The 24,285-nt window shown below is 35.6% G+C and carries 18 protein-coding genes and 4 pseudogenes; 7 read left to right on the top strand and 15 right to left on the bottom strand.

Annotated features, from left to right (window positions below):
- Positions 1–183 precede the first annotated feature (183 nt).
- The 3 genes and pseudogenes from ACE199_RS15870 to ACE199_RS15860 form a co-directional block, all read right to left on the bottom strand.
- Positions 184–306: a hypothetical protein gene (locus ACE199_RS15870; RefSeq protein ID WP_375350656.1), complete on the bottom strand. Its 123-nt coding sequence runs from the start codon at positions 304–306 to the stop codon at positions 184–186.
- A 598-nt stretch (positions 307–904) separates the two neighbouring features.
- Positions 905–2,166 (bottom strand): annotated as a pseudogene (locus tag ACE199_RS15865) (cell wall-binding repeat-containing protein).
- 607 nt (positions 2,167–2,773) lie between these two features.
- On the bottom strand, positions 2,774–3,595 hold the full coding sequence (locus ACE199_RS15860) for a plastocyanin/azurin family copper-binding protein (protein ID WP_375350655.1): 822 nt from the start codon (positions 3,593–3,595) through the stop codon (positions 2,774–2,776).
- 130 nt (positions 3,596–3,725) lie between these two features.
- On the opposite strand from ACE199_RS15860, the gene ACE199_RS15855 reads away from it, so the two are divergent.
- Positions 3,726–4,160 (top strand): CBS domain-containing protein, encoded by a 435-nt coding sequence (locus tag ACE199_RS15855; protein WP_375350654.1) that lies wholly within the window; start codon positions 3,726–3,728, stop codon positions 4,158–4,160.
- A gap of 153 nt (positions 4,161–4,313) precedes the next feature.
- Here ACE199_RS15855 and ACE199_RS15850 read toward each other — a convergent pair whose 3' ends face one another.
- The 6 genes from ACE199_RS15850 to ACE199_RS15825 form a co-directional block, all read right to left on the bottom strand.
- Positions 4,314–5,390, bottom strand: coding sequence for a hypothetical protein (locus ACE199_RS15850; protein ID WP_375350653.1), 1,077 nt, complete (start codon positions 5,388–5,390; stop codon positions 4,314–4,316).
- Between the two features lie 355 nt (positions 5,391–5,745).
- Positions 5,746–6,486 (bottom strand): metallophosphoesterase family protein, encoded by a 741-nt coding sequence (locus ACE199_RS15845; protein WP_375350652.1) that lies wholly within the window; start codon positions 6,484–6,486, stop codon positions 5,746–5,748.
- A 1,041-nt stretch (positions 6,487–7,527) separates the two neighbouring features.
- Positions 7,528–8,859, bottom strand: coding sequence for a CoA-disulfide reductase (locus ACE199_RS15840; RefSeq protein ID WP_375350651.1), 1,332 nt, complete (start codon positions 8,857–8,859; stop codon positions 7,528–7,530).
- 327 nt (positions 8,860–9,186) lie between these two features.
- Positions 9,187–10,860 carry a ribonuclease J gene (locus ACE199_RS15835; RefSeq protein ID WP_375350650.1) on the bottom strand — a complete coding sequence of 558 codons (1,674 nt, stop codon included), beginning with the start codon at positions 10,858–10,860 and terminating at the stop codon, positions 9,187–9,189.
- A 108-nt stretch (positions 10,861–10,968) separates the two neighbouring features.
- Entirely contained in the window at positions 10,969–11,205 is a 237-nt protein-coding gene (locus tag ACE199_RS15830) for a helix-turn-helix transcriptional regulator (RefSeq protein ID WP_375350649.1), read from the bottom strand.
- Positions 11,206–11,562: 357 nt separating this feature from the next.
- The gene (locus ACE199_RS15825) at positions 11,563–13,995 is read right to left on the bottom strand and encodes a DUF6359 domain-containing protein (RefSeq protein ID WP_375350648.1); all 2,433 of its coding nucleotides are present in this window, start codon (positions 13,993–13,995) and stop codon (positions 11,563–11,565) included.
- A 696-nt stretch (positions 13,996–14,691) separates the two neighbouring features.
- On the opposite strand from ACE199_RS15825, the gene ACE199_RS15820 reads away from it, so the two are divergent.
- Positions 14,692–14,928, top strand: a complete 237-nt coding sequence (locus ACE199_RS15820) for a hypothetical protein (RefSeq protein WP_375350647.1) — start codon at positions 14,692–14,694, stop codon at positions 14,926–14,928.
- 315 nt (positions 14,929–15,243) lie between these two features.
- Here ACE199_RS15820 and ACE199_RS15815 read toward each other — a convergent pair.
- Positions 15,244–15,645 (bottom strand): annotated as a pseudogene (locus ACE199_RS15815) (DUF3600 domain-containing protein); the annotation flags it as partial.
- A 292-nt stretch (positions 15,646–15,937) separates the two neighbouring features.
- Positions 15,938–16,594 (bottom strand): hypothetical protein, encoded by a 657-nt coding sequence (locus ACE199_RS15810; protein ID WP_375350646.1) that lies wholly within the window; start codon positions 16,592–16,594, stop codon positions 15,938–15,940.
- Positions 16,595–16,906: 312 nt separating this feature from the next.
- Between ACE199_RS15810 and ACE199_RS15805 the strand changes: the two genes are divergently transcribed.
- The gene (locus ACE199_RS15805) at positions 16,907–18,322 is read left to right on the top strand and encodes a PQQ-dependent sugar dehydrogenase (protein WP_375350645.1); all 1,416 of its coding nucleotides are present in this window, start codon (positions 16,907–16,909) and stop codon (positions 18,320–18,322) included.
- A gap of 156 nt (positions 18,323–18,478) precedes the next feature.
- Here ACE199_RS15805 and msrA read toward each other — a convergent pair whose 3' ends face one another.
- On the bottom strand, positions 18,479–19,438 hold the full coding sequence (msrA, locus tag ACE199_RS15800; RefSeq protein WP_375350644.1) for a peptide-methionine (S)-S-oxide reductase MsrA: 960 nt from the start codon (positions 19,436–19,438) through the stop codon (positions 18,479–18,481).
- A gap of 121 nt (positions 19,439–19,559) precedes the next feature.
- Positions 19,560–19,898: a hypothetical protein gene (locus ACE199_RS15795; protein WP_375350643.1), complete on the bottom strand. Its 339-nt coding sequence runs from the start codon at positions 19,896–19,898 to the stop codon at positions 19,560–19,562.
- Between the two features lie 250 nt (positions 19,899–20,148).
- On the opposite strand from ACE199_RS15795, the gene ACE199_RS15790 reads away from it, so the two are divergent.
- Positions 20,149–20,613 (top strand): hypothetical protein, encoded by a 465-nt coding sequence (locus ACE199_RS15790; protein ID WP_375350642.1) that lies wholly within the window; start codon positions 20,149–20,151, stop codon positions 20,611–20,613.
- A 21-nt stretch (positions 20,614–20,634) separates the two neighbouring features.
- Positions 20,635–21,161 (top strand): annotated as a pseudogene (locus ACE199_RS15785) (tyrosine-type recombinase/integrase); the annotation flags it as partial.
- A 146-nt stretch (positions 21,162–21,307) separates the two neighbouring features.
- Here the strand turns inward: ACE199_RS15785 and ACE199_RS15780 are convergent.
- Positions 21,308–21,754, bottom strand: a complete 447-nt coding sequence (locus ACE199_RS15780) for a MarR family winged helix-turn-helix transcriptional regulator (protein ID WP_252295296.1) — start codon at positions 21,752–21,754, stop codon at positions 21,308–21,310.
- A 505-nt stretch (positions 21,755–22,259) separates the two neighbouring features.
- Between ACE199_RS15780 and ACE199_RS15775 the strand changes: the two genes are divergently transcribed.
- Together ACE199_RS15775 and ACE199_RS15770 are read left to right on the top strand one after the other, a co-directional pair.
- Positions 22,260–22,703, top strand: a complete 444-nt coding sequence (locus ACE199_RS15775) for a PaaI family thioesterase (protein ID WP_375350641.1) — start codon at positions 22,260–22,262, stop codon at positions 22,701–22,703.
- 155 nt (positions 22,704–22,858) lie between these two features.
- Complete coding sequence (locus ACE199_RS15770) at positions 22,859–23,833, top strand: NAD(P)H-dependent flavin oxidoreductase (protein WP_375350640.1); 975 nt, start codon at positions 22,859–22,861, stop codon at positions 23,831–23,833.
- Positions 23,834–23,972: 139 nt separating this feature from the next.
- Here the strand turns inward: ACE199_RS15770 and ACE199_RS15765 are convergent.
- A pseudogene (locus ACE199_RS15765) lies at positions 23,973–24,074 on the bottom strand (zinc ribbon domain-containing protein); the annotation flags it as partial.
- Between the last annotated feature and the right edge of the window lie 211 nt (positions 24,075–24,285).

Raw genomic sequence — 24,285 nt, 5'->3', positions numbered from 1 at the left:
AACTAAACTGCTACCGTTAGTACAAAAAAGAAAAGGATTGCCGCAGCAACCCCTGTTTAACTCTTGCACCCGTTAATTCCATTTGTTTAACCTAAAATAAAAAAAGGTCTTATGACGATTAATTTTAGAATCCCCAAAAAAATCAAGTTAAATTTTGAGGGGCAGTTTGACTGTCACATATGTTTACTTATTTTTGCTTTCTTGGGCTTTTAATGCTATTCTTTCAAGTCCATTATTCGCAAATTCCACATCTGTTTTAGGTAGAGCATTATTATTCTTAAATTGCTTATTCTTATTTTTAGACATTTTTTCACCACCCTTGTAGTTTGATTTCGTTATTCCACTCGGATGCCAGCACTTATAAATACACTATATAAAGATATCAGAGTATTATTTTTTCCAAATTTTTTTCGTTATTGGCACCCACTATTTTAGTTTGCTTTCTTTTTTGCAGACTATGCTATCTGAGTTTCTTCTTCAACTAACCTCCGTTAGTCTTTAAAGTGTTGCTACTGTCTTCTCTGTTATGGAGGTATTTCATATACTTTGCAACAGGTTCAACGGGCAATCCATTTGTATCCAGTAGAAGGTAGGCTTTTCTATTGTCAACAGATATCTCTTCCACTCTCATGAGAACACACTCCCACCAATTATTATTTTTAGTAGTATTTCTACCCCTAATGACTACCGTTATTGATATTTCTTTAAGCTCCTCGAACCGAGGCTACGTCCTCCAACAAACGAACAAACTAATGTTCTTGATAGAATTTCCGTATTAAACCTCTTATACCATATTTTATACCATTATTTATATAATCAATTATGTAAATAAAAAAGGATAATTAGCCCTCATAATGGACTAACTATCCTATGGATTTAAATATTCGCGCTTCTTTCTTAATTATTAATGACCTTCATGTCCTTCTCCATCTTCTTGAACAATTTCAAGTTTGTCATCAAGAATCCCTTGAATTCGGAAGGAAATTTGTTTCTTATCTCCTATAATGAAACCATGATTATAAGGCCCAGTTGTTGGATCCTCCTTAAAGGTTGGTTTAATGCTGGCTAAGAAATCATAGGTTTCCTTCTGAACTTCCCCTTTGTTTAACCGAATGATTGGTGCATGTTTGCCAAGATGTGAAAATGGCGCAGCTGCTAAAGCTAGTTCTGGAGTATCGGTAGAGACAAAGGAAACTCCATGCCCCGGTTCTTTTAAGCCCCAGCCAAATTGAGTGTCTTCATCTTTGAATTTTGCAAATTCTATAGAAGTTGTAACAGGTTCCGCTCCAGCAATTCTTGTGACGTTTCCATATTCGCCTAATTGTTCTTCAACATCTTTTGAAATAACACTTTCAGGTCCTAATACATAAATATTTGCTTTGTTTTTTTTCGTTCCTTTAATGCGTCTTGAGTCTCTTTAGGAAGTTCATTTTCTGTAACAAACAGAACTGGCTCAGGCATATGTGCAATCCAGTTTATAGCTGATATAGAGTACAATTTATTTTTGTCTTCTGATGATACAATAATTACGCTCTTAGGAAAACCGCCGAAAACATCTGCATACGTTTTGTCTACATTTTTAGCAAATTCAGCCGGGGTCGCTCCTTTGATTTGCTCTATTTTATAACTTGATAATCGATCAGTGGCATTGCTTGAAACATCACCCAAAACCATGACTTGTGTTCCATTCATATTGCCCGCAGGGTTTAATCGTTTAATCTCATTCAAAACCTTAGCTGGGATGGCATTCTTATTTGTAAATAGAATAGGCCCATTATTCGGATGGTGAATGAGATCTGCACCAGCTAAAGCCACTTGCCAGTTATCTACAGGAGCTAAAATAACAGCACCCAGTTGGTTTTCCTTATGTGTAGCCGACCAAATTGTTTGAGAAACAGAAATAGCAGCATCTATTGGATTACTGTTTGGAATCCTTGTGATATTTTTTGTATTTTGAATAACTACATTCTCAGCAGCGCCGTCATTGAATTCTGTAGGTGCTTTAGCAAAATCCTGATTTACTACTTTGCTATCCTTAGAATCCATGTCCATACTGCCGTGATCCATACCTTCCATACTATCTTCAGTGTTTGAATCATTAGAGTTACTTTGCTTTTCTTCGTTAGCATTAGAACAAGCTCCGAGTAAAAACATTAAAGCGATCATTACTGAAAAAAATGTAACCCAATTACGTTTTTTCTCATAAAAAAACCTCCCAAAAATTGTATAGGAATTACTATATCAAATAAATGTGCAAAAATAATAATTTGCCTTCTTTAAAATTAAGATGTTGTGACTTTAGAATAAAGTTTAATCAAATTGATACTAATAACCTTGATAAACGAATAATAAGAAAGAGCGTGTTTTCAACAAAAGATTAATTAAAACACGCTCTTAATCTATTCAATTGAATTATTCTTTTAAAATTTGGTCATTTCTGTGATACTTATTTTGTTAAAGCGCACTTTAATGGAAGCACAGGCAGTTCAAAAGAATAACGAAAATCCTATTTCGTTGGAAGCGTTGGGTTTACTAGTGAATTTGCTATCTTATCCTACTACATGGGAACTACATAAAACGGAGTTATATAAGCGTTTCGAAAAAACACGGTGAAAGATCAGTTAAATCAGCATGGGATGATCTTATGGCTGCTAATTACATAATTGAGTTTCGCTATCGTTCCGGGAAGAAATACAAGTACGTTTATTACTTCCGAAAAGTACCGTTTTCAAACGAAGAAAGAGCTGAAATCCTAAATGTTGTTTCTGCTCAGCTATAAAACTTTAAGATTCCCAACCATTCCTGCTTCCTTATGTCCAGGAATAGTACAATAAAAAATGTAGTTTCCCCTCGGCAGGGAACTTATTTTTGCCGTTGCAGACTGCCCTACTTGAACATGAAGGTGAAAATTATAATTTTTATGGAGATTGTCTACATTATTTTTATTAAAATCCTCGGTACTAACGATATTAATATCATGTTCGGCTTTCCCATCATTTTTTAAAGTTATTTCATACTCTTTCCCACGATCAATGGTTATATTTCGTGGCTTATAGCTAAAATCCATCGCTTTAATCTCTAAGGAAAGAGAGATACTCATGCTTTCTTTTGGTACAGTTTCCTGATTATGTTGATGCTGCTCTTTTCCATTCTCCTTTGCCATAATAGGCCCTGTAAAGTTTAATAAATAAACAGAACAAATTAAAAATCCGCCAGCAAATAAGGGGTTTTTAAATAGCTTTACCATCAAGTTTGTTTCTTTTTCCCTCATTTCAGACAAAAGAAGATAAATCATGAGTAGATGGATACCGATAAAGAGAATAAATAAAACCTTTAATAACTGTTCAATATTTTGGAAAGGAATCATTTCACCAAGCATAGCTCTCATCATTCCTCCCATAAGACCGGACACTACACCATCTGCCACAGCTAAAATTCCGAAAGGTAACCCCGTTATAAATCCAATAAGTACCCCTGCAAGAATTCCCCATACTGTAGATTGAAATAAATCTCCTGAATGATAAATGGCAATGATGGTACCACCAGCAATTCCAGTAAGCATTCCCGTAGCCATTGAAACCATCATACCTGACATTAGTCTTACCTGTTTGTTCCAAAAAGTCATATAAAAAACTGTGCAGCTTATATTTAGAAAAAAGTTACCATTAATAATATCGCCAATGTTCCCCACCCTATAAAGGACAAATATATTTGGAGGTAATTTCATGGCACAATTAAGAGATATCATGACATCAAATGTTCTTACAGTTAACGAAACACAGACCGTACAGGAAGCTGCAGCGTTAATGAGTGAATATAATATCGGAGCTATCCCAGTAATAAATAACAGCAGACAAATGGTTGGAATTGTAACGGATCGTGATATTACCCTTCGTACGACAGCACAAGGAGAAAGTGCACAAACACCAGTATCTCAAGTCATGACTGCACAGCAAATCGTACAAGGTACACCTGATATGGATGTTCATCAAGCAACAAATTTGATGGCACAGCAGCAAATTCGCCGATTGCCAGTAATCGAAAATGGACAAATAGTAGGAATGGTTGCTTTAGGTGATTTAGCAGTACAAAATCAATATGCAAACGAGGCAGAACAGGCATTACAAAGTATTTCAACTCCTTCCGCACCTCAACAATAGTAAGGAGTTACTTTTATTGTCATAAAATAATTATTAGCACAGACACAGTCCTTGCTCTGTGCTAACATTTTTTATATATAGAAATTACTTGATGTTCACCAGGTATAACGACTATTTTTCTTACTTATTTACTTTATATAGTTGGATGCAACATTATTTATATTTTAAAAATGGTCCCTCAAATGGCCAATTTCTTGAATGTTTTTTCTTATTCTTGGGTTGTACAATATCCTCTGGTACTTCTGTAATAATTGAATGAAGATCCTCGTAATCCTCTTTTATATTTTCAATATAAAATAATCCGCCTTCGGTTTGTTTGGCTTCTTTGATAAAGTCCGGCCATAGATCAATATAAGGCTTTCCTAACATCGCAGCATTTCCCAAACTTTTAGGTAGACCTCTCCACCATGTTCCATTTCTAGGGTTTTGTCCCTTTCTCATTTCACCATAAAACGGTTTTAATTGGTCCGAAGCTTTTAACCAAAATCGCTTTAATTCCATAGACCATCCTGGTTGCTTCATCACTTCTTCTAAAAACTTTATCGTGATATAACATGATCTAAATCCTTGACGTGTGGGACCGACTTTATCTGGAATACGGATATTTATATAAGTAAAAGGTTTACTTGGATACCAAACGATTCCTTCATGTAAATTTTCAGACAAAAACTGGATAAAATGTTCTTTTCCTTTGTCCGCCAATTTAAATTGTGGTGGCTCATAAATTCCGTATCTTCTAGGTAAAGCTTCCGGCATCATGGATTCCATTAAATCTAAAAATGTCTCAAAACCATCTTTTATAAACGTATGATCATTCATGAACCACCATGTCATTAGGAGATAACTTGGATCAGCATCTTTTGCGGGGATGGTTTCCAACCTTTTCACACCCGATGGGGACGAGATAGTCCCTTCCTGTTCATTAACTACTACTCCATGAGAAGATTGAGCTAAAATTTTGGTCATTTTCTTGACTAGTTGTAAAGCCCGTTTAGGTGCATCGAAAGGTTCTAAGATAATCTCTGTAAAATACTTGATTCCCGGTAATTGACCAACCACTTCTTCTGGAATATCTTCTTCCATTACTTCAAAAGGACCACTTACTGTGATTTGCCAATTTTTATCTTCGTAGATGATTCCGTTATTTTGCCTCTTAATCTTCTCCTGGTTAAAAACTTCATTCTCAAATGAGGTTTTATTTACAGACCATATACTAATATTGTAACTCATTTTTTCATTCCTTTAACTTAAAGTAGAGATTATATTTATTCTATTGAGCTAACTAGACAGTAATAAGAATTACTAAAACCAGAACCTTTTTCATTCTATTATCTCCATTTCGTTATTATTTTGAAACAGAATAACTTCTATTCATTAGGTTTCAGTATACTAGCTTCTGTATTCCTTTATGTATAGGTTTTTAAGAACTATGCTCTAATTGTAAAATGACAATAAAGTTATCTGCCTTATTCGTAGTAGGTTACATACTGTGTGTCATAGAAGCTATGCATATGATTGAGAAGACACAATACAAACAAGCGTTCCTGCTTAATACAGAAACGCATAAGTTAATTGGACAAAACTATTAAATTTGATTGCCGTGAAACACTTTGAGAATAAAGTCACGGTCTGGTATTTGTAGCTTATGATAAGATTTTAAAAATGATGAATTATTATATGTGGCTTCTTTTAGACTGACTTCAATTTCACCATCTTGAACAGTGACAATTGCATAGGGTGCAGTTGGTTTGTTGTTACATCCCAAGGAACTAGGGTTCAAGTAAATAGCATTATCCCCTCTGAAAAGATGAGTTGGATGATGATGCCCAAAACAAATTAAATCTTCATCATAATGCTTGAATAAAGCTTCTACGTTTTCAAGGCTTGGCTCTACTATTGAACTAAAAGGGTCATTACTAATGTGTTCATTTAGTTTTCTATTTTCAATGTGATAATGAATAAATAACAGTTGACAACCATTAATATTCTTTCTAATCATACGAGGAAGCTTTTCTAATTTGATAATGAAGGATGGGTCTAATCTGTCTGCAATCCATTGGTGATGTTCTCTAATCTGAGAATGACTTTTGGGATATTCTTGTCCCTTTAACAAAGCTAAAATAGCTTCATCGTGGTTTCCTGTTATCATTGATACATCACTTCTAGAGAACAACATACTTAATACTTCATTTGAATCTGGACCTATTCCAATCATATCCCCCAAGCAATAAATATGTTCAACATCTTTTCTTTTATCAATTTCTTGAAGAACCGCTTTTAATGCTGGTGCGTTACCGTGAATATCTGTAATTATTGAAATTCGCATCTCCTATTTCTCTCCCTATTCTAAAGAGTTATTCTAAGTAGTTCTTCTATTCACACCAAGATTCCTTCTATTAATATCCTTTTGTTTTTACGGACTAACTCATAAACCGCAGATAAATGCAGGAAGATGAAGTCACAATCGTGGCTTCATCTTCTTGTTAGAAATATCATCTAGCATCCTGAAAATTCCGTTTCATAACAATATACCAGGATGCTTTTATAAAAAGGAGATTATATATTAAAAGGGTCCTGCCGCATAGCCCACCGCTTTATTCGAGGAAGAGTTGTGAGGGTGAGATCAGGGGAGTTTTCATGGGAGCGGACTCGAGCGGGTCCATATAAGCGTATTCGAGGTGATCATTTACAATAAAGTTGTTTAATATTAATACTCTAAACACGCAGAACACCATTCGAAAATGGAACGGTGTTCAAAAAAGTAGTTATTTAATTTTCTTCATCCTATACTCAATTTTCCAAAAATAAATAACAATAAAGTCGTTTTAGACCTGCGTATTTCTCCGCAATCGGCCCGATTGTTGAAGATCAATTAATTCATTTTTTTAAAACTTCCCCCTATTAAATTTCAATAAGTATAGTGTAAAAGGACAAAAAAGTTGATACAAAAATGGATAAAAAAGTTTTTAATCCTCATCTTGTGTTACTTTAGAACAATGTTTGATCAAATTAATACTAATAATATTGATGAACGAATAAAAAGAAAGAGCGTGTTTTAAAAAAGTTTGATCATTTTCTACTTGTGTTGCTCCACAATCCCACCCTTTAATGGAATCACTAAAAACATAGACTCAATCTTATAATCACTTATTTCTTCTTTCACTAACGAAATAGTTATTTCAACTTTTAAGAATTAATTACAAGTGACTGAAAAACATAACGAAAAAGAATTTTTAGAAAATTATTACTTAAATCGTTATCTGTAAATATATTATTTTTTATCATAATTATTTTTTTATTGATAAATTAGGAACGCTAGTTAATAAAAAAGCTCAGTCCTTTGACTGAGCCTAAATGACTTTCCGATTTATTTTATTCTTCTTGCAGCTTGTTGGAGCGGATCCCAGACTCCATTATATGGAGGTGAATATGCTAAATCTAAATCTAGCAATTGCTCAGCTGTCATAGAATGAAATAAAGCCGTTGCAAGTACATCGATTCTCTTATCTATCCCCTTTTCTTCAATAATTTGTCCCCCAAGAATTTTATGTGATTTATTATGTACTAATAATTTCAAGGTCATTTTTTTAGCATTTGGATAATAGCCTGCAATATCAGATGTTTTTATCGTAACTGTTTGATAGGGAATGTTTAATAATGTTGCCTCTCTTTCTGATAATCCTGTCTTTCCAAGTGTTAAACTGAAGAATTTAATAATAGAGGTTCCTAATACACCTTTAAAAGTTTTTGGAATATTAATTATGTTTAATCCTGCAATTTGACCTTGCTTATTTGCGTGTGTTCCTAATGGAATATGATCATCCTTTTCTTTGATTCGATGGTATTGTGTTGCACAATCGCCTGCTGCATATACATCTTCAATATTTGTTTGCATATATGCATTTACTTGGATTGCACCATTTACACTTGTAATGATTCCAGTCTTATCTAAAAAAGAAGTATTTGGCCGTACACCAACAGCGACTAGAACAAGATCAGTCTCAATCACCCCTTTATCAGTCTTTATAAATTCAACTTTATCTTCGCCAAGAAAAGCTTCTACAGATTCACTCATTCTAAGATCAATGTTTTGCTTCTTTGCTTCTTCATGGATAAGCTCTGCCATTTCTTCATCAAAAATTTTTGCTAATTGTTCATTTCGTTCAATGATTGTTACCTTCTTACCCAATTCCGCAAAACTCTCAGCCATTTCAAGCCCAATATATCCGCCGCCGATTACCGTGACATTTTTAACATCCCTTTCAAGGGATTCTATGATTCGCTTTGCATCTGGAATCGTCTTTAAAGTGAATATACCCGAAAGATGAGCACCTTCCCACTCAGGTATAACCGGGCTTACGCCAGTAGCTATAAGGAGACGGTCATATGACAAATAAAACTTCTCTTCATTTGCATGGTTTATCCCATACACTTGTTTATTTTTTGTATCAACTTGGCGAACCTCATGTAAGATTCGTGCATCAATTCCGTATTTTTCTTTAAATTCAGTCTGTGTCCGAGCTATTAATTTATCTGTTGAATCAATTTTATTGCTAATCACATAAGGGAGCCCACATTGGCCATATGAGTATACTTCTCCCATTTCAAGAACAGTAATCTGATGATCTGAGCTATTCCTTACAATTTGCATGGCAGCACTCATGCCTGCTGCATCTCCGCCAATAATTATTATCTTCATCTACAACCCTCCACCTGCTTATTTTCCCTTTACAGTTTGTTTTTTAAACGTAAAAGGCGCTCAACTTGAAACTAAAGTCAGTTTTTGCACCAGAACCCATATAAGCGTATTCGAGGTGATCATTTTTTAATATTAATACTCTAAACATGCAGAACACCGTTCATAAATGGAACAGTGTTCAAAAAAGTAGTTATTTAATTTTCTTCATCCTATACTCAATTTTCCAAAAATAAATAACAATAAAGTCGTTTTAAACCTGCGTATTCTTCGGCAATCGGCCCGATTGTTGAAGATCAATTAATTCATTTTTTTAAAACTTCCCCCCTATTAAATTTCAATAAGTATAGGAACAATCATTGGCTTTTTCTTAGTATGTGTATATACATATTGTCGTATTGATTTTTTTATTTGTTTTTTCATTACATTCCATTGGTTTCTATTTGCTTCTTGTAGCTCGTTAACAATTTCTGTAGTAAGTCGATTAACGTCTCGGCGGAATTCCGAGAAATCTCTATCCATAAATCCACGAGAAATGGTATCGGGTTCAGAAAGCAGTTTTCTTTCCGCTTTGCTCATAGTTAAAACAATCATGAGCATTCCATCCTCTGAAAGCTGTTTGCGGTCTCGTAACACAAATTCCCCAACATTACCGACATCCCCCCCGTCTACGTAGGTATTCCCAACCGGTATTTTCCGGGTCTGACGGGCAATGGTATGTTCAATATCGACGACATCGCCATTATTGATGATAAACGTGTTTCCTTGCTCTACTCCAACGGATTCAGCTAACAAACGGTGATGGTGTAACATTCTAAATTCACCGTGAATGGGAATAAAATATTTTGGTTTCATTAATGTAAGCATTAGTTTTAAATCTTCTTGATAACCATGGCCGGAAACATGCATTCCGGATGTACTTCCTAATCCATAAATCACTTTAGCTCCAAGTGCAAATAAGTTGTCTACGATACTCGTGACATTTCGTTCATTCCCGGGTATTGGACCTGCTGCAAAGATAACCGTATCTTCAGGTAAAATGTCGACACCGCGAAAGTTTCCAGTGGACAGGCGGGCAAGAGCAGCCAATGGTTCTCCTTGACTCCCGGTGCATAAAATAGCAACCTTTTCAGGAGCCATTTCATTGATTTCATGTGGGTCAATTAACATTCCATCAGGAACTGTTAAATAACCATGTTCCATAGCAACCGCTACGACCTTAACCATACTTCGTCCAAGCAACGCAAGTTTTCGATTTGTTTTTTGTGCTGCATTCACGACTTGCTGAACACGACTAATATTTGAAGCAAAGGTAGAAAGAATAACTTTGCGTTCGGCTTTCATGAAAGTTGCTTCCACATGTTCACCTACCATTTGTTCCGATGGGGTCAAACCAGGACGTTCTGCATTGGTACTCTCAGACAATAGAAGCAAGACCCCTTCTTTGCCGATTTCAGCCATTTTATGAATATCCGAATGCTCATTATTATTCGCAGGTGTTAAATCGAACTTGAAGTCCCCCGTATGTACAATATTACCCTGTGGTGTGTGAAAGACCATTCCCAAGCAATCAGGAATACTATGGGTTACTTTGAAAAAGCTCACACTCATTTCTCCGATTTTCAAGTTTGAGTTTGAGTTTATTTCAACAAGTTCGCTTTCTCTTAGAAGTTTATATTCTTTTAATTTGATTTCAATTAATCCTAGTGTGAAGCGTGTGGCATAAACGGGTACATTCAATTTTTTTAAGAAGAACGGAATCCCCCCGATATGATCTTCATGTCCATGTGTGACAATTAAAGCCCTGACTTTATCTTTATTTTCTACTAAGTAAGCTATATCAGGGATAATCAAATCAATTCCTAATAAACTTTCATCTGGAAACTTATTACCACAGTCGATAATCACGATATCGTTTGAATATTCGATTGCATACATATTTTTCCCGATTTCATTCAAGCCGCCTAAGGCGAAGATAGACAATGCATTCTCTTTTGTACTCAAATTTATATCCTCCCACTTTAAATTTATAAAAAGATTCAGCGCAAGAAGGCTTTACCCTGCTGACAATAATATGACCATTGGAAACTCTTACTTTCCCTACGTTTTTATTTACATACTCCAGAAATCATCATAATCAACGTTTTTTCCTGTTAAGTCACGCAAGGCCTTTATAACCTTTCGGGCATTCTGCATTGTTGGTCCATTTTCATGTTCTACCTGGCATAATCTGCTGATTGTACCCCGACTAACCCCACTCTTTTCAACAACTTCCTGTTGCGTTAATTCGTGACAATCTAAGAACTTACCAAACTTGGAACGCCTTTTTCCTAATGAAAACCAGTCCATACATGAACCTCCTTGGCAGATACGAAATGTTAAGATTCGCCTCTTTTCATCAAGCTTGGTCAACAATTTAATTTTTTAAACTTCACGAAAATTATAATACAAGAGGGTCTAGACTTTTGTTTCATTTTCCGAGAGTGTCTAGAGCTTTGTGTCAAAAAACAAGAGCGTCCGAACTTTTGTGTCACTCGTCAACTGTACAAAGACATAAAAATAGTTAATATACCATATACCGTTCCTTGGCTATAGCGCGAAGGGCGTCAGGACAATAATCACCCCAAAAATTCAATTTATAGTTTATGTAATATTATGTTTATGTACAAAAAGGCAGGTTTCCCATACGGAAACCTGCCTTCTCTCTTACTTCTCGTTTTTCTTTAATACGTCAACAACAGTTTCCTCACTGATATTTCCAGAAGCATCTGAGGCCGTCACAGTTAAGATATTCTTGTGTTTTTGCTTTGGCACAGATACCTTAAACTTACCGTTAGTATCTGCTGTAGCTGTACCTAGCTCCACCTTGCCCATCATTACCTTAACACTTGCACCGGCTTCTGTTGTTCCTGTGATAATCGTATCATTATGAATGACAGGATTGACCTGTGGTGCATCTGGTGCGGTTACATCCACAACTTCTAACTGAGCAACGAGTGCATCATGATCACTAGCACGTCCATGTTCTTTCATATACGGAGAGTTAAAGTTCACGATATCAAGCTTAGCTGCTTTAGCTAAATTATTGGATACTAAAATATGATCCAACACTTGTGCATTTCCTTGATAGTTGTATGTGTATCTCTCGGAAGCAGGTAAAGTTTCAACTAAGTTAGTTAAGTCATCCCCTTTGAGTGCCGCTAGAGGAGCAGAAAACTCAAAATCGTTTAAGTCACCTAATACCAATATATTTGCGTCCCCATTCTTTTCTTTTATGTCAGAGACAAAGTTATTAACGATCTTCGCAATTTTCACACGCTGCGCTTCACTTTCAAGATGCGGCGGTTGTTTTTTTCCAAATAAAGGATCATCTCCCCCTTTTGAGTTGAAGTGATTGTTAATGACAATGACTTCTTCTCCTTGGAAAGTAAACTCGGCTGCAAGCGGCTTACGGCTGCTGTTGAATGCAACATTTGTTGGGTCAATGCGGCCAGGGTTTAGTGTAAGATAACCATTTTCGTAAGCGACAGCTGTTGTTGCATCTCCCTTTGGTGCCTTATTCAGAGTTACACGCTCAGGATTATATAGATATCCTACACGAATATTTCCTCCCGGTACTCCACCGTCTTTCCCGTCAACTGGAGCGATGTCTGTCCAAGCATAGGCTGGTCCGCCAAAGCCTTTGATTGCATCACTTAATGCCTTATAGTTTGCATCAGCTTTGACAACACCGTTATTCGTTTCTCCACTTTCGTCAAGCACCTCAACCAGACCGATGATATCTGGAGATCCTAAGTTCTCGACCATTGATTTTGCCAGCTTATCACGTTTGGCAGTGTCTGTTGCTACAAAGTTTTCGATATTGTAGCCTGCGATGGTTAGTTTGTCTTCTTCTTTTTGAATAGTCGTTATTTCATTTGTTCTTGGACGTTCTACTATGTTAGGTAAATCAGTTGCTTTTGTAAGAATCTTAAAGTTACTAAACGAATAACTGACCACTCCTGTGACGGTTCCGTCAAAAGTATCCCCCGCTTTCGTTACAAAGCTGCGGTCATCAAGCTGAAGAAGTATTTTCTCGGGATTTTGATTTTCATGTGTTAAAAGAGGAGTTCCTTCTTTTGTATATTCTTTTCCGTCCACTTTACCTGTAATGACAGGTACTTCTCCATATTTCTGTGGTCCTGTCACAATCGGATTTTCAATGGAAACAAGCATCCCTTCAAGGCTTTCATAAAAATCAATGCCATCCTCTGCCGGGTCAAATGTGCCAAATTGATCGTTGTCGATGACAGAAGCTGGCGGCATTACGTCCTTACCGATTACGATTGGAGCCGGAAGTTTATTTCCACTAGAAACCTTTGTAATCTTGCCTGATTGGGCATTAATTTCTGTCATGGCTAAATCGGTTTGCAGTTTCTCTTCATATCCATCTAGTACCCACTCTTTTACAAGTCCCGAAACGGTTACGCTATTCCCCACTGCAACACCGTGAAAAGGCTTGTAGACGAGAAGGCCTTCTGATGTATTAGAGTTGTTATCTGGGTTAGGATCCTGCATGTAAAAATTGCTGCCGTCTACTACATAGGTTACTATCCCAGGTACATCTACTACATTTTTATCTTTATATGGTGAAGTATGAGATTGACCTTGAATGTCCCGAATTTTTAAACCTGTTTCGCCATTTCCAGGTTCATCTGGAGGTGGTGTTGTGCCATCAAACGAAATGGCCGTTGGAGATTTTAGGCCAGGTACTGAAAAATAAGTTTCAAGTGAACCCGTAACAAAAACCTTTTTACCTACGATTGATGGATTCGTTAATAATCCAAAGGTTGGGCGGAAACTAGCAGGGATTTGAACAGGTAATATTTTGGTTGCGTCTTTTTCCGTAGGGCTATCAGCGATGGCGAAGTTTGTATCATCTTTAAATGGAGCCTCAAAATCATATGTAGCTTTTCCACCACCGCCACTTGTTGTATAACCTACAATATACCCTGCCACAGTAGCTGTCCCCGAATTATTCGCGATTGCCTGTGAAACCGTAATAGTTTCAGCCGCTTGTGCCCGATAGGGGAGAACCATGCTAATCAGCATGACAAACATCGTCGTTATAGCAAATAGCTGTTTTCTAAGCCTCTCCAAGTGTTTTCCTCCTTTAAATCTGTTTTATTATTACCCTCTATTAAGTAGTACTTCCAAATATTCTTCCAAATCTATGAATATATCCTTCTTTCTCTTGGAAGGAAGTACTAGAGGTATGCTACTACTCTATCATTTTTTCTAGTTATTTCCATAAGTTTAACTAAAATTTAACCCTCGCAATACAAACGTTTACAATTTTTGATTGACTCCATCTTAATGGATTAGACTCTATTAGGGCGTTTTGGCTTTACATAGAAAACTTCATTGTTTGATCAAAAACACCCCAAAAACCGGTATTTTACGATAAATAAAAAGAATCCATTTTGAAAAAAGATTGATCAAAATGGATTCTTATCTAGTAGATTTAAATCTTGTTTTTATAAAAAAGTTTGATCATTTCTGTGATTCTTATTCCATTAAAGCGCCCGATTGCTGAATATTGAAAAATACAAAAAAGCTACAAAATAGTTCCCGGTTATTTTTCTAAAGCTACTCGTTAGCTGAATAACTTTCTTTAAAATTATAATGAAATACAACCTTCTATTTTCATCAAAAGTAAATATCCAGTAAAAACTTGTATTTCAATAAACGTTTATATAAATGGATTTTTCTAAAATAGAAACTACCTAAAATGGACATTATGTCGCATTGATAAAAAATATGTCGATTAGTATGATTAAATCTGGAGGTGCTTTTATGACAAAAGAAGAAAGGTCTCTTTATGATGAACTACCGTGCCATATATTAGCTGGATTTTCTTATGAAATAAAGCAGAACATACAAAAAGGAATTTTATCTAATGCTATGTATCACGAAATTAAATTGATTGAACAGGCAGGCATTAAAAATGGTGTCCCAATGAAATGCCTATATAGAAAAGCTTCATGTATAGTTCAAATTGAAAAACTAAAGGAAACATCCTTTCGATTCTGACCACTCCCACCACTAAAACCGATGGGGTTCTTTCTCACAAACATCCCACTTACCACCTTCCATCAGAAGAAGCAGAGGCGAGACTTGGGTGAGCAACTCTTGAGAAAAGGACACTCTTTCAAGAGGGAAAGGTCGGTGCCCACTACGCCACTCTACTGGCGATACTTTTTTCTTTTTTTGGTTGATAGTTGGGATGTTTCGTTTGCTGTCTTTGTTCTTCGGACAAAAAACGTTTATACTATACCGGTTGCTTATAGACCACCGAATAAAGAGGGTTTATTAGTTACATATTCTAAGAAATTCTTTGCCTGTTGGAATTCCCCTTGAAGTTCTTTTCTGTGCTAATACTTTTTCATATGTCATAAGTTCTTCAACATATCGCTCATATTCTTCAGGGGTTAAGATTTCTTTGCTTGATTTATTACCGTTCAATTTATCAAAATATGGCTGCAACTCCATCAAGGCTCTCTTAATTTCATCCTCTTTTTTAGAAGGAATTTGATTATAGTCTATATTTCCATATTTATCTCCATAATCTAGTTTAGCATCGGTGATTATATGCAGAGACTCTTTGAATTTCTCATATTCTTTTTCTCCTAATTCTCCTTTAGCTTTCAATAACTTCGCATTGAGTATCATATATCCACCTATAGTTGCGGTTGCTATATGTTTTTTGAGATTCTCAAATGATCCATACAATCCATCCGCTAAAGACGAATTCTTCAAACTCTGGTTTTAATAGAACCACTTTTTTATCACTTAACACGAATACCACCTCCTAAATACATAAAATATATGTTATTCGCTTTATTATGATTGATATGTAAAAAAATGTATTCTGACGAGGTTTTTCCCAAAATATGGTTGATGTAAAAAGCAGGGCATGCCAAATAAGCCTCAATAACTCATTTTTATTTATTCGAAATGAAAAGAAGCCAGTAAATGTAGCTTCTGAAAAACTACATTCACTGGCTTCTAATAAGTTTTGTTTAATGAACATTTTGCCCATTTAAAAGGATTTGTTAGTGCTATATTGGTTTTGCAAATAAGTATAGCAACGCTTAGCCGCCGCTCTAGGTGCGGTTAAAATAGGCGTCGAACAAGTCACTTGATCGGCGATATGTTCCATACTGTACTGGGATAGTACAATGACATCCACTTTGCCTTCCATTTGATAAATCATTTCTTTTACTCGTTCATCATGTTTATCTTTTTTCCCCTGATAAAGTAAATGAATGAGTCCTGAATCTACGATAGATTCTACTTGAACATTCGCTTTTTTCTCTTGTAGATAACTCGTTAATGCAATGGGAGTTTCTCGTACGGTAGAAATTAATCCAATTCTCTCATAGGCAAGTGCTTGATCTAGCATCGCTTCATCTGAACGAAATAGTTTTACTTTATAAAGAGGCTGCAAGATGCTAGTAATGTTATTAAAAGCGGAACAAGTAAGCTGAATAGCATCGATTTCTGAAGAAACAGCAATATTTAGAAGTGAAGAAAAACGGAGAATGATGTTTGGTGTAAGTGACCCCTCTTTCTCCATCATTGAAAGTAATTCAGTATCTAGTAAATGAATCAATTCAATATCTGGTGCTTCTTCGTGAAACGCTCTTTCAATTGGATCTAAAGATGCTTTTGTCGCAGAAATCAAAGCAACTTTCATGCAAAATCCCCCTTTTTTTTGGTATTTGTATCCATTTTATCATAATCGATTAAATAAAATAGGATCTATCGTGGATATTATTGATAGTTTTGTAAACTGCTAAAGTATGTAAAGTAACATATTCGAAAACCAAAAGGAATCAACTGAGTAATCAAGATTATCAAGAACTGAATTTTAAAAAAGTTAGTTTAAGTACGCTGGTGCGGAAAATGGTGCAATAACCTTGTCAGATTCCCCAGTCCTAATTTTGTGTTAATAGAACAATTCTAATCATATTCTTATAAAAACAAATAAGAAGGAGTGTAAAATTAGTTGATAAAAACTAAGGTTCGTTTACGGCCCATTGTAGGTAAGGTAAATTTACCCACTGTTTTGAAAACAACTATGCTTCCGGGCGACTCAAAAGAAAGATTGTTTATTGCAACTCAGGTAGGAGAGATTTTTTACATAAGAGACGGAGTTATACGGACTTTTTTAGATATTCACCCGAGAATTGTAAAACTAGGTGCTTCTGGTGGTGGATATGATGAACGGGGATTGCTAGGGCTAGCGTTTCATCCCGAATTTTATTATAACGGTCTGTTTTATCTTCATTATTCAGTAGCTGGAACACAAGGTCCAGGTGCTCTTTCTAAATCTTTTTCACCTAATCCGTGTAATCCAAAAACTTTAAACCTAAGGTGGATAAATAGAGAAACTCAATATGATCATATTGATACAGTTGAAGAGTGGATTTTACCATCGAATGGTCAACCTCAAAAACGACGGACATTACTAAACTTAAGAAGACCATTTTCTAATCATAATGGTGTCAATAGCTTAAACTTTTCACCTGAAACAGGAAAACTTGTTTTAACCACCGGGGATGGTGGATCAGGCTATGATCCATTCAATTTAAGCCAAAATGATATGGAAATCGCCGGTAAAATAATTGAAATCGATGTAGGTAAGAATACATTTAACCAGAATCCCCCCGTAGTCACACGGTTTAATGAGCTTCCCGTACCTATTCAGGAAACACTTACGGTGATTGCCAAAGGGGTTCGCAATATACCGGGCATTTCATTTCAAAGGTTTTATAATCAATATATCAAATATGTGGGAAATGTCGGACAGGACTTGGTAGAATCAATATTTTCATTCGGTCCGAATAAACCAATACCGGTTCCTCAGCTTGTTCAAGCTTTTTTAATGAAATCTGAAGCTGACCAAGAAGGATTTATTAACTTTGGCTGGCGAGCGTGGGAAGGTGTTTTCCCTACTCCAATTGTAAGGGGCTGCTCTGCCAATCCGACTTTGGATGAGAACACAATTGCCTATTACAATGAAGCAATAAAAACTTCAGTAAGGCGTCTTCAGCCTGTAACTAGTTATTTTCATAAAGATCTCCGACCCGATAAGTTTGGAGGAACTGCACTTACAGGAGTGCAAGCCTATATGGGGAATGGAATCCCCGCTTTAACGGGAAGTGTGGTATTTACCGATCTTGCCCGGAAGGAAGAATCGCAATCTCCTGCCAAAGGGGTTTTAGCTTATACTAGAATAAGAACAGATTGTAAATTAAATGATTTTAGTGTTATTGAAACGGATTATAATTTTGGATCTCAATCAGCTTATTATGTTAGTTTGGGAACGAATCTGAATCAAACCAAATTATATTTAGGGGTTTATGGTTCTATGAAAGTGACTGATTTTAACCAAGGTACTGTTTTTGAAATTGTTCCATGATTCATAGCTTTGAACTACTCCCCACTTCATTTTCTAACGGAAATTTGAAGTGGGAAATTCCTACGAACACCATCTTCAGGCTTCATCTAAACAACAAATTAATCAAAATAAATTAAAAACCGGAAGTGTTCTTATTATATTCCTATTTTGATTCATTTACGATTCAAAAAGACTTAGAAACTCTCCATATCCCTTTTCCTGCAATTTATTTTTAGGAACAAACCGAAGTGCTGCAGAATTTATGCAATAGCGTGCCCTATCAGGACCAGGACCATCATCAAAAACATGACCAAGATGGGCATCCGATGCTTTTGCCCGAACTTCAATCCTCCTCATTCCATGAGAGGTATCAAATTTCTCCTCAAGCTCTGAACGCCGCAATGGCTTTGTAAAACTCGGCCATCCACAGCCTGCATCATATTTATCAATCGAACTAAACAATGGCTCGCCTGAGATAATATCAACATAGATTCCTTCTTCTGTATGATTCCAATACTCATTCTGAAAAGGCGGCTCGGTTGCATTCTTTCTTGTTACCTCATATTGAATCGGAGTAAGTTCTTTCCGTAATTCCTCATCGCTTTTTCGCTTTTTCCAATTCTCACGAATAAACTTGGCACGTCCAGATCCTTCTTTATATAGATTATAGTGAAAAGGGTTCCTTTTATAGTAGTGCTGGTGTTTTTCTTCTGCCTTGTAAAAAGGCTCAGCCGGCAGAACCGCCGTAACAATTGGTTTCTTAAATCTCCCGCTCTTTGCAAGCTTGGCCTTGGAGGTCTCTGCTAGTATCCTTTGTTCTTCACTATGAAAAAAAATGGCTGTCCGGTACGATAATCCACGATCATTAAACTGTCCTGCAGCATCTGTCGGATCAATTTGCTGCCAGAAAAGGTCCAATAGCTTTTGATAGGACATAACAGCGGAATCAAATGAAATTTGAACAACTTCATAGTGTCCTGTTGTATCTGTGCACACTTCCTCATAGGTTGGATTTGTTTTATGGCCGCCTGTGTATCCAGAAATCACTCCTTTAACTCCTGGCAGTTCATCAAATGGTGATACCATACACCAAAAACAGCCTCCAGCAAAAGTCGCCAGCTCCAATGGTTGAGACATAATACCATCTCCTTTCCGTCTATGTTACTTCGAGTATATATTTCTCAAATTTTCAACTAATATGTAAAGTCCTTTCTTCTTAAACTAACGCACCCGGTAGTGGAACAAGCAGGTTCATCATTTACCTCTCATTTAACTCCTCTAGCCACTGTATATACCACTCTTGAGGTAATTTTACCTTTGATAAGTCTATAGTCTCCAACTCTTCTAATGAATAGGCATTAACCAAGAATAAATCCCACTGACATTCTATATCTCGTGCGACAATTACTGCAATTTCAACGATTGGAGATAATTCAGCTTCATCAAAGACCATTGTAAAATTATCGCACCACTGAGCAAAATCATATTGGGAGAAATTATTTTCATTTTTAGATATACGATTTAATAACTGAACTAAACTTTTATGTGAGTATGGTAAATTAATTGAGGTTTTATTCAAGTTCCAGGATGTAGTCACATTCTTACCCCCTTTTTTAAGAAATGCACCTGTTACTTGAACAATAAGAATAATTCAATATAGTTTAGTTATTAGTCTGGTAGTTGCTTATTAAACAATCCTGCCAGATAGTTCAATAACATACTTTAGCAATTATAATTACAATGGCATTTTCAATAGTAATACAAATTGAATAAAAGAAATTTTTTAGGTAAAAATACCAATGATTCATAATGCAGCATAGTATTTTTTTATACCAAGGAGGTTGTGTATGAAAGGGAAATGGAAAATGTATTTGTTACTGGTATTGCCTTGGTTATCTGTAGTAAAGCTTGGGAAAAATTCCTTACTTCGCTTCCTGCCTACTATTATTTTTAGTAACTTGGTTATCGCACTAATAAGTGAGCTATCTCAAAAGTTAAAATGGTGGAAAGTAAGAAATCCTATATTCCCTAAATTAGCAACAGATGTCTCTTTTGTTTTTGGACCTTTTACTGTCATTAATTTTTGGATCTTTAAACTGACGTTCAAAAGATTTTGGTTGTATTTATTAAGTAATATTTTTGCTGACTACTTATTTGCATATCCTTTGACAACAATAGCAGAGAAACTAGGCATATATAAAATGGTAAAAATGAGCCGAAAGCAACTTTTCCTTTTGAGTATAGTAGTAGCAATTTTAAACTACTTGTATCAAAAAGTATTTGTTGAGCCTCTTAAAAGAAAACCTTTTTAAAAAATAGTTTAGGATGGTAATAATCCCGCAGCCAAGAGTAAAGACCCAAAGTTAGGGAAACGCATCCCGAAATTCTTAACGGAAAGGGAGATAGAACATCTTCGTGAAGCATGCTTAGCAACTATGGAAAAGGCATTATTTGAATTCATGTTTTCCACAGAATGTAGAATAGGAGAGATAGTAACTCTTAACAAGAATAACATCAATTGGTCTAATCGTTCTGCAGTCGTAAAGGGAAAAGTCGACAAGGAAAGAGAAGTTTATTTTAATATCCGATGCGATATTTGGCTAACTCGTTACCTTAAAAGTCGACAGGATAATGATACAGCTATCTTTGTAACTGAAAGACATCCTCACCAAATGAGCAAAGCACAAATGCGATATATCATTAAACGAATACCAAAACGAGCAGGAATTAATAAAAAAATCCACCCCCATCAACTTAGACACAGCTATGCTACCCACTTATTAAATAATGGAGCTCCAATTGAAGTAATGCAGAGTTAAGTGGTCGACTTAGAAAAGAATTTTATCAGAAGTATTTCTAAACAAATTAAAGTAGGCGCAACGGTTTAATTACTGGTTGCTCCATTCAACTCTTGCTACCCTATAGTTTAAGTACAATTTTCACAAACTTGTTTATATCAAATAGAAATTCTGTTCATCAAATGATGAATAAATTTTAACTCTCCTATCATTCAATAGATTCTTGTAAATTTTTAAGCGCTTCTAACAAATCTTTATATTTTTCCTTACCCATATCATTTTCAGCCTTTTCTTGTATTTGTAACCAAATAGGCGTTGCTTCCTCTAATTTAATAAGACCTATATCGGTTATCGAAATAGATTTTGTTCTTGAATCATTTTTATCTTTTGTAATGTTAACATAGCCACTTTGCTTTAGGATATTTACATTACGAGTAATAGTAGTTTGGTCAAGTAACATAATCTCTCCTAGCTTGCTAATTGAAATTTCTTTATGACGGGCAATGTTTACTAGCATATAGTATTGGGTGACTTTTAAGCCAGTAGGCTGCATTTGCTTTTCATATATTTGAGTAACAATTCTTGCTGCTTTTCTAAGGTTCGCACAGGCACAAAATTGTATAATATAATCCATCTCATTATGTTTGTTATTCATAAAGCAGACTCTCCTTTCGAACCCATTCAAACTTGATAAATCCTTCACTATATTTTTATTAAGGTGGCATTCAATATTTAATTGGTAATTATTTCTTGACAGATAATATGTTTATCAATACCATTATATATGTATATACATGAATTAAGAAGGAGGAGAAAGAAAAATTATTCTTTTTGTGACGATATTAAATATATGTATATACATATAAATGATTGAAGAAAGATATTCTATGCAGGATAATGATAATTAGTCCAAATCGTTTCCTTGAATGTATTTAATACTATTCTCTATTAAAAGAATTTTTTACCCTGAAGTTACAGAATATTGAAAAATATCTGAGGATTGTGGGTGAGGTTTCATGAATATATAGGAATGCTTGGTTTTGCAAGATAAGATGTATCTTGGATTAATTTTTTTAAATATTTTAGAACGAATACTCTAAATATATATTATTTTTGTTAAGTCACATCTCAAATCTATAAAAATTTGGAGGTTGGGTTTATTGAACCATTTAGAAGATTTAAAGAAGATGATGACTGGAGAAAGACCTGCAGCACCTATAGCTCAATTACTTGGGATAGAAATAATAGAGTTGGAAAAAGGAATGGTTGTATTGGAAATGGAAGTCTCAGAAAAGTTACACAATCCAATGGGAACACTTCATGGAGGCGTACTATGTGATTTATCTGATTTAGCTATGGGTTATGCTTTCTACAGTACACTAGCTGGCGATGAACTTTTTACGACAGTGGAAATTAAATTAAATTTTCTTAAACCTATTTGGGAAGGTAAACTTCGGGCTGAAAGTAAACTTATAAAAAAAGGAAATTCAACTGGCTTAGTTGAATGTTATGTATATGATAAAAAAGGAAGTCTTGTTGCTCATTCAACTAGTACGTGTATGATTTTAAAAGGAAATGCTGATGGTAAAAGGGTCAAATCATAAAGCTTTTAAAAAATAAGTATTTAGAATTTAACAAATTAAAATGAGTGATTTTACACTTTCTGCAGCGTGCATTTACTAAAATTCTGAGTACATGTTCTTTACAAATAAGATAAGGCACAAATTACATGCCTATAAATTGAATGGAGGAACAACAAATGTCAAGAATTCCGTCAATACTTCAGAATTTGCGTATCCCTGTAATCGGCGCACCATTATTTATTATTAGTAATCCTAAGCTAGTGATAGAGCAATGTAAGGCAGGAATAGTTGGATCAATGCCTGCACTGAATGCTAGACCCGCATCCTTACTTGATGAATGGTTGGCAGAAATCACAGAAGAGCTCGCAGCTTATAACGCAAAAAATCCAGATCGCCCAGCTGCACCATTTGCTATTAATCAAATTGTTCACAAGTCAAATGAACGGTTAGAGCACGACATGGAATTGTGTGAGAAGTACAAAGTTCCCATTATAATTTCTTCTTTAGGCGCCCGCAAAGAGATATTTGACACAGCACATAGTTACGGAGGAATTGTTCTGCACGACATAATCAATAACACTTTCGCGCACAAGGCAATTGACAAAGGTGCAGATGGTTTAATTGCCGTTGCTGCAGGAGCTGGCGGTCATGCTGGTGTGAAAAGTCCGTTTGCTTTGATTCAAGAAATCCGACAGTGGTTCGACGGTCCGCTTGCTTTGTCCGGATCGATTGCTACGGGAAGTGCAATCCTGGCTGCCCAAGCGATGGGGGCTGATTTTGCATATATCGGCTCACCGTTCATTGCAACACATGAAGCCCGTGCTGCTGAAGCGTATAAGCAGGCAATCGTTGACAGTACGTCTGATGATATTGTTTATAGCAGTCTTTTCACTGGTGTTCATGGAAATTATCTGAAACCATCAATCCGAGCAGCAGGATTGGATCCTGACAACCTTCCTGAAAGTAATCCATCTAAGATGAATTTTGGAGAAAAGGCCGTGAAGCCGTGGAAGGATATTTGGGGAAGTGGTCAAGGCATCGGTGTTATTAAAGAGGTTACTAGTGCAGCTGAATTTGTAGACAAACTTTATAAGGAATATATTGAAGCAAGAGACAGTCTAATCAGCCGTAGTATAGTTAGAACGATCTGAGTCTGAAAACATTGTCCCATTCTAACATTTTATAGCCTTAATCATGATTAGCCGCACAGTGGTTTTACTTGTGTGGCTTTTTTTCTAAATAATAGCTATAAATTCATCTTCCAAATCGAATACTCCTTCCTCCACTAAAATGTTGAATATCAAATATTTTAGATAATCCTGTTCCTGTCATTGCAACTTCCTTTTTCTCTGCACCTTTGCTTCCGCATTTTATACAACCTTTTTCAGACATACTTGTTCTCCTCTCCAACACACCGATTTATTTGTACTTTAATATGGAGGCAACTTGAAAAAGTTTCAGTGAATAATTTTAAACATTGTCCCTCTTCAACTAACCTGCTCAGTAGCTCAATATTTGCTTCAATTTTAGATTAACACTAATAAATATGGAAAAAATCTTTTTCTCACCTACCTCTTTACCTTACAAAAAGTGAGCATTTCCC

It is taken from the genome of Peribacillus sp. Hz7 (genome assembly GCF_042136355.1).
Classification (GTDB): Bacteria; Bacillota; Bacilli; order Bacillales; family DSM-1321; genus Peribacillus; species Peribacillus asahii_A.
The sequence above is the reverse complement of the archived record's forward strand: the minus strand, read 5'-3'. Positions and strand labels throughout refer to the sequence as shown.

Excerpts from the sequence above, each read along its gene's own strand:
- ACE199_RS15770 (WP_375350640.1), top strand. The coding sequence starts at position 22,859 with ATGTCAAGAATTCCGTCAATACTTCAGAATTTGCGTATCCCTGTAATC.
- ACE199_RS15840 (WP_375350651.1), bottom strand. The coding sequence starts at position 8,859 with ATGAAGATAATAATTATTGGCGGAGATGCAGCAGGCATGAGTGCTGCC.
- ACE199_RS15850 (WP_375350653.1), bottom strand. The coding sequence starts at position 5,390 with ATGAGTTACAATATTAGTATATGGTCTGTAAATAAAACCTCATTTGAG.
- ACE199_RS15830 (WP_375350649.1), bottom strand. The coding sequence starts at position 11,205 with ATGGACTGGTTTTCATTAGGAAAAAGGCGTTCCAAGTTTGGTAAGTTC.
- ACE199_RS15870 (WP_375350656.1), bottom strand. The coding sequence starts at position 306 with ATGTCTAAAAATAAGAATAAGCAATTTAAGAATAATAATGCTCTACCT.
- ACE199_RS15820 (WP_375350647.1), top strand. The coding sequence starts at position 14,692 with ATGACAAAAGAAGAAAGGTCTCTTTATGATGAACTACCGTGCCATATA.
- ACE199_RS15780 (WP_252295296.1), bottom strand. The coding sequence starts at position 21,754 with ATGAATAACAAACATAATGAGATGGATTATATTATACAATTTTGTGCC.
- ACE199_RS15810 (WP_375350646.1), bottom strand. The coding sequence starts at position 16,594 with ATGAAAGTTGCTTTGATTTCTGCGACAAAAGCATCTTTAGATCCAATT.
- ACE199_RS15790 (WP_375350642.1), top strand. The coding sequence starts at position 20,149 with ATGAAAGGGAAATGGAAAATGTATTTGTTACTGGTATTGCCTTGGTTA.
- ACE199_RS15860 (WP_375350655.1), bottom strand. The coding sequence starts at position 3,595 with ATGTCAGGTATGATGGTTTCAATGGCTACGGGAATGCTTACTGGAATT.
- msrA (WP_375350644.1), bottom strand. The coding sequence starts at position 19,438 with ATGTCTCAACCATTGGAGCTGGCGACTTTTGCTGGAGGCTGTTTTTGG.
- ACE199_RS15845 (WP_375350652.1), bottom strand. The coding sequence starts at position 6,486 with ATGCGAATTTCAATAATTACAGATATTCACGGTAACGCACCAGCATTA.
- ACE199_RS15855 (WP_375350654.1), top strand. The coding sequence starts at position 3,726 with ATGGCACAATTAAGAGATATCATGACATCAAATGTTCTTACAGTTAAC.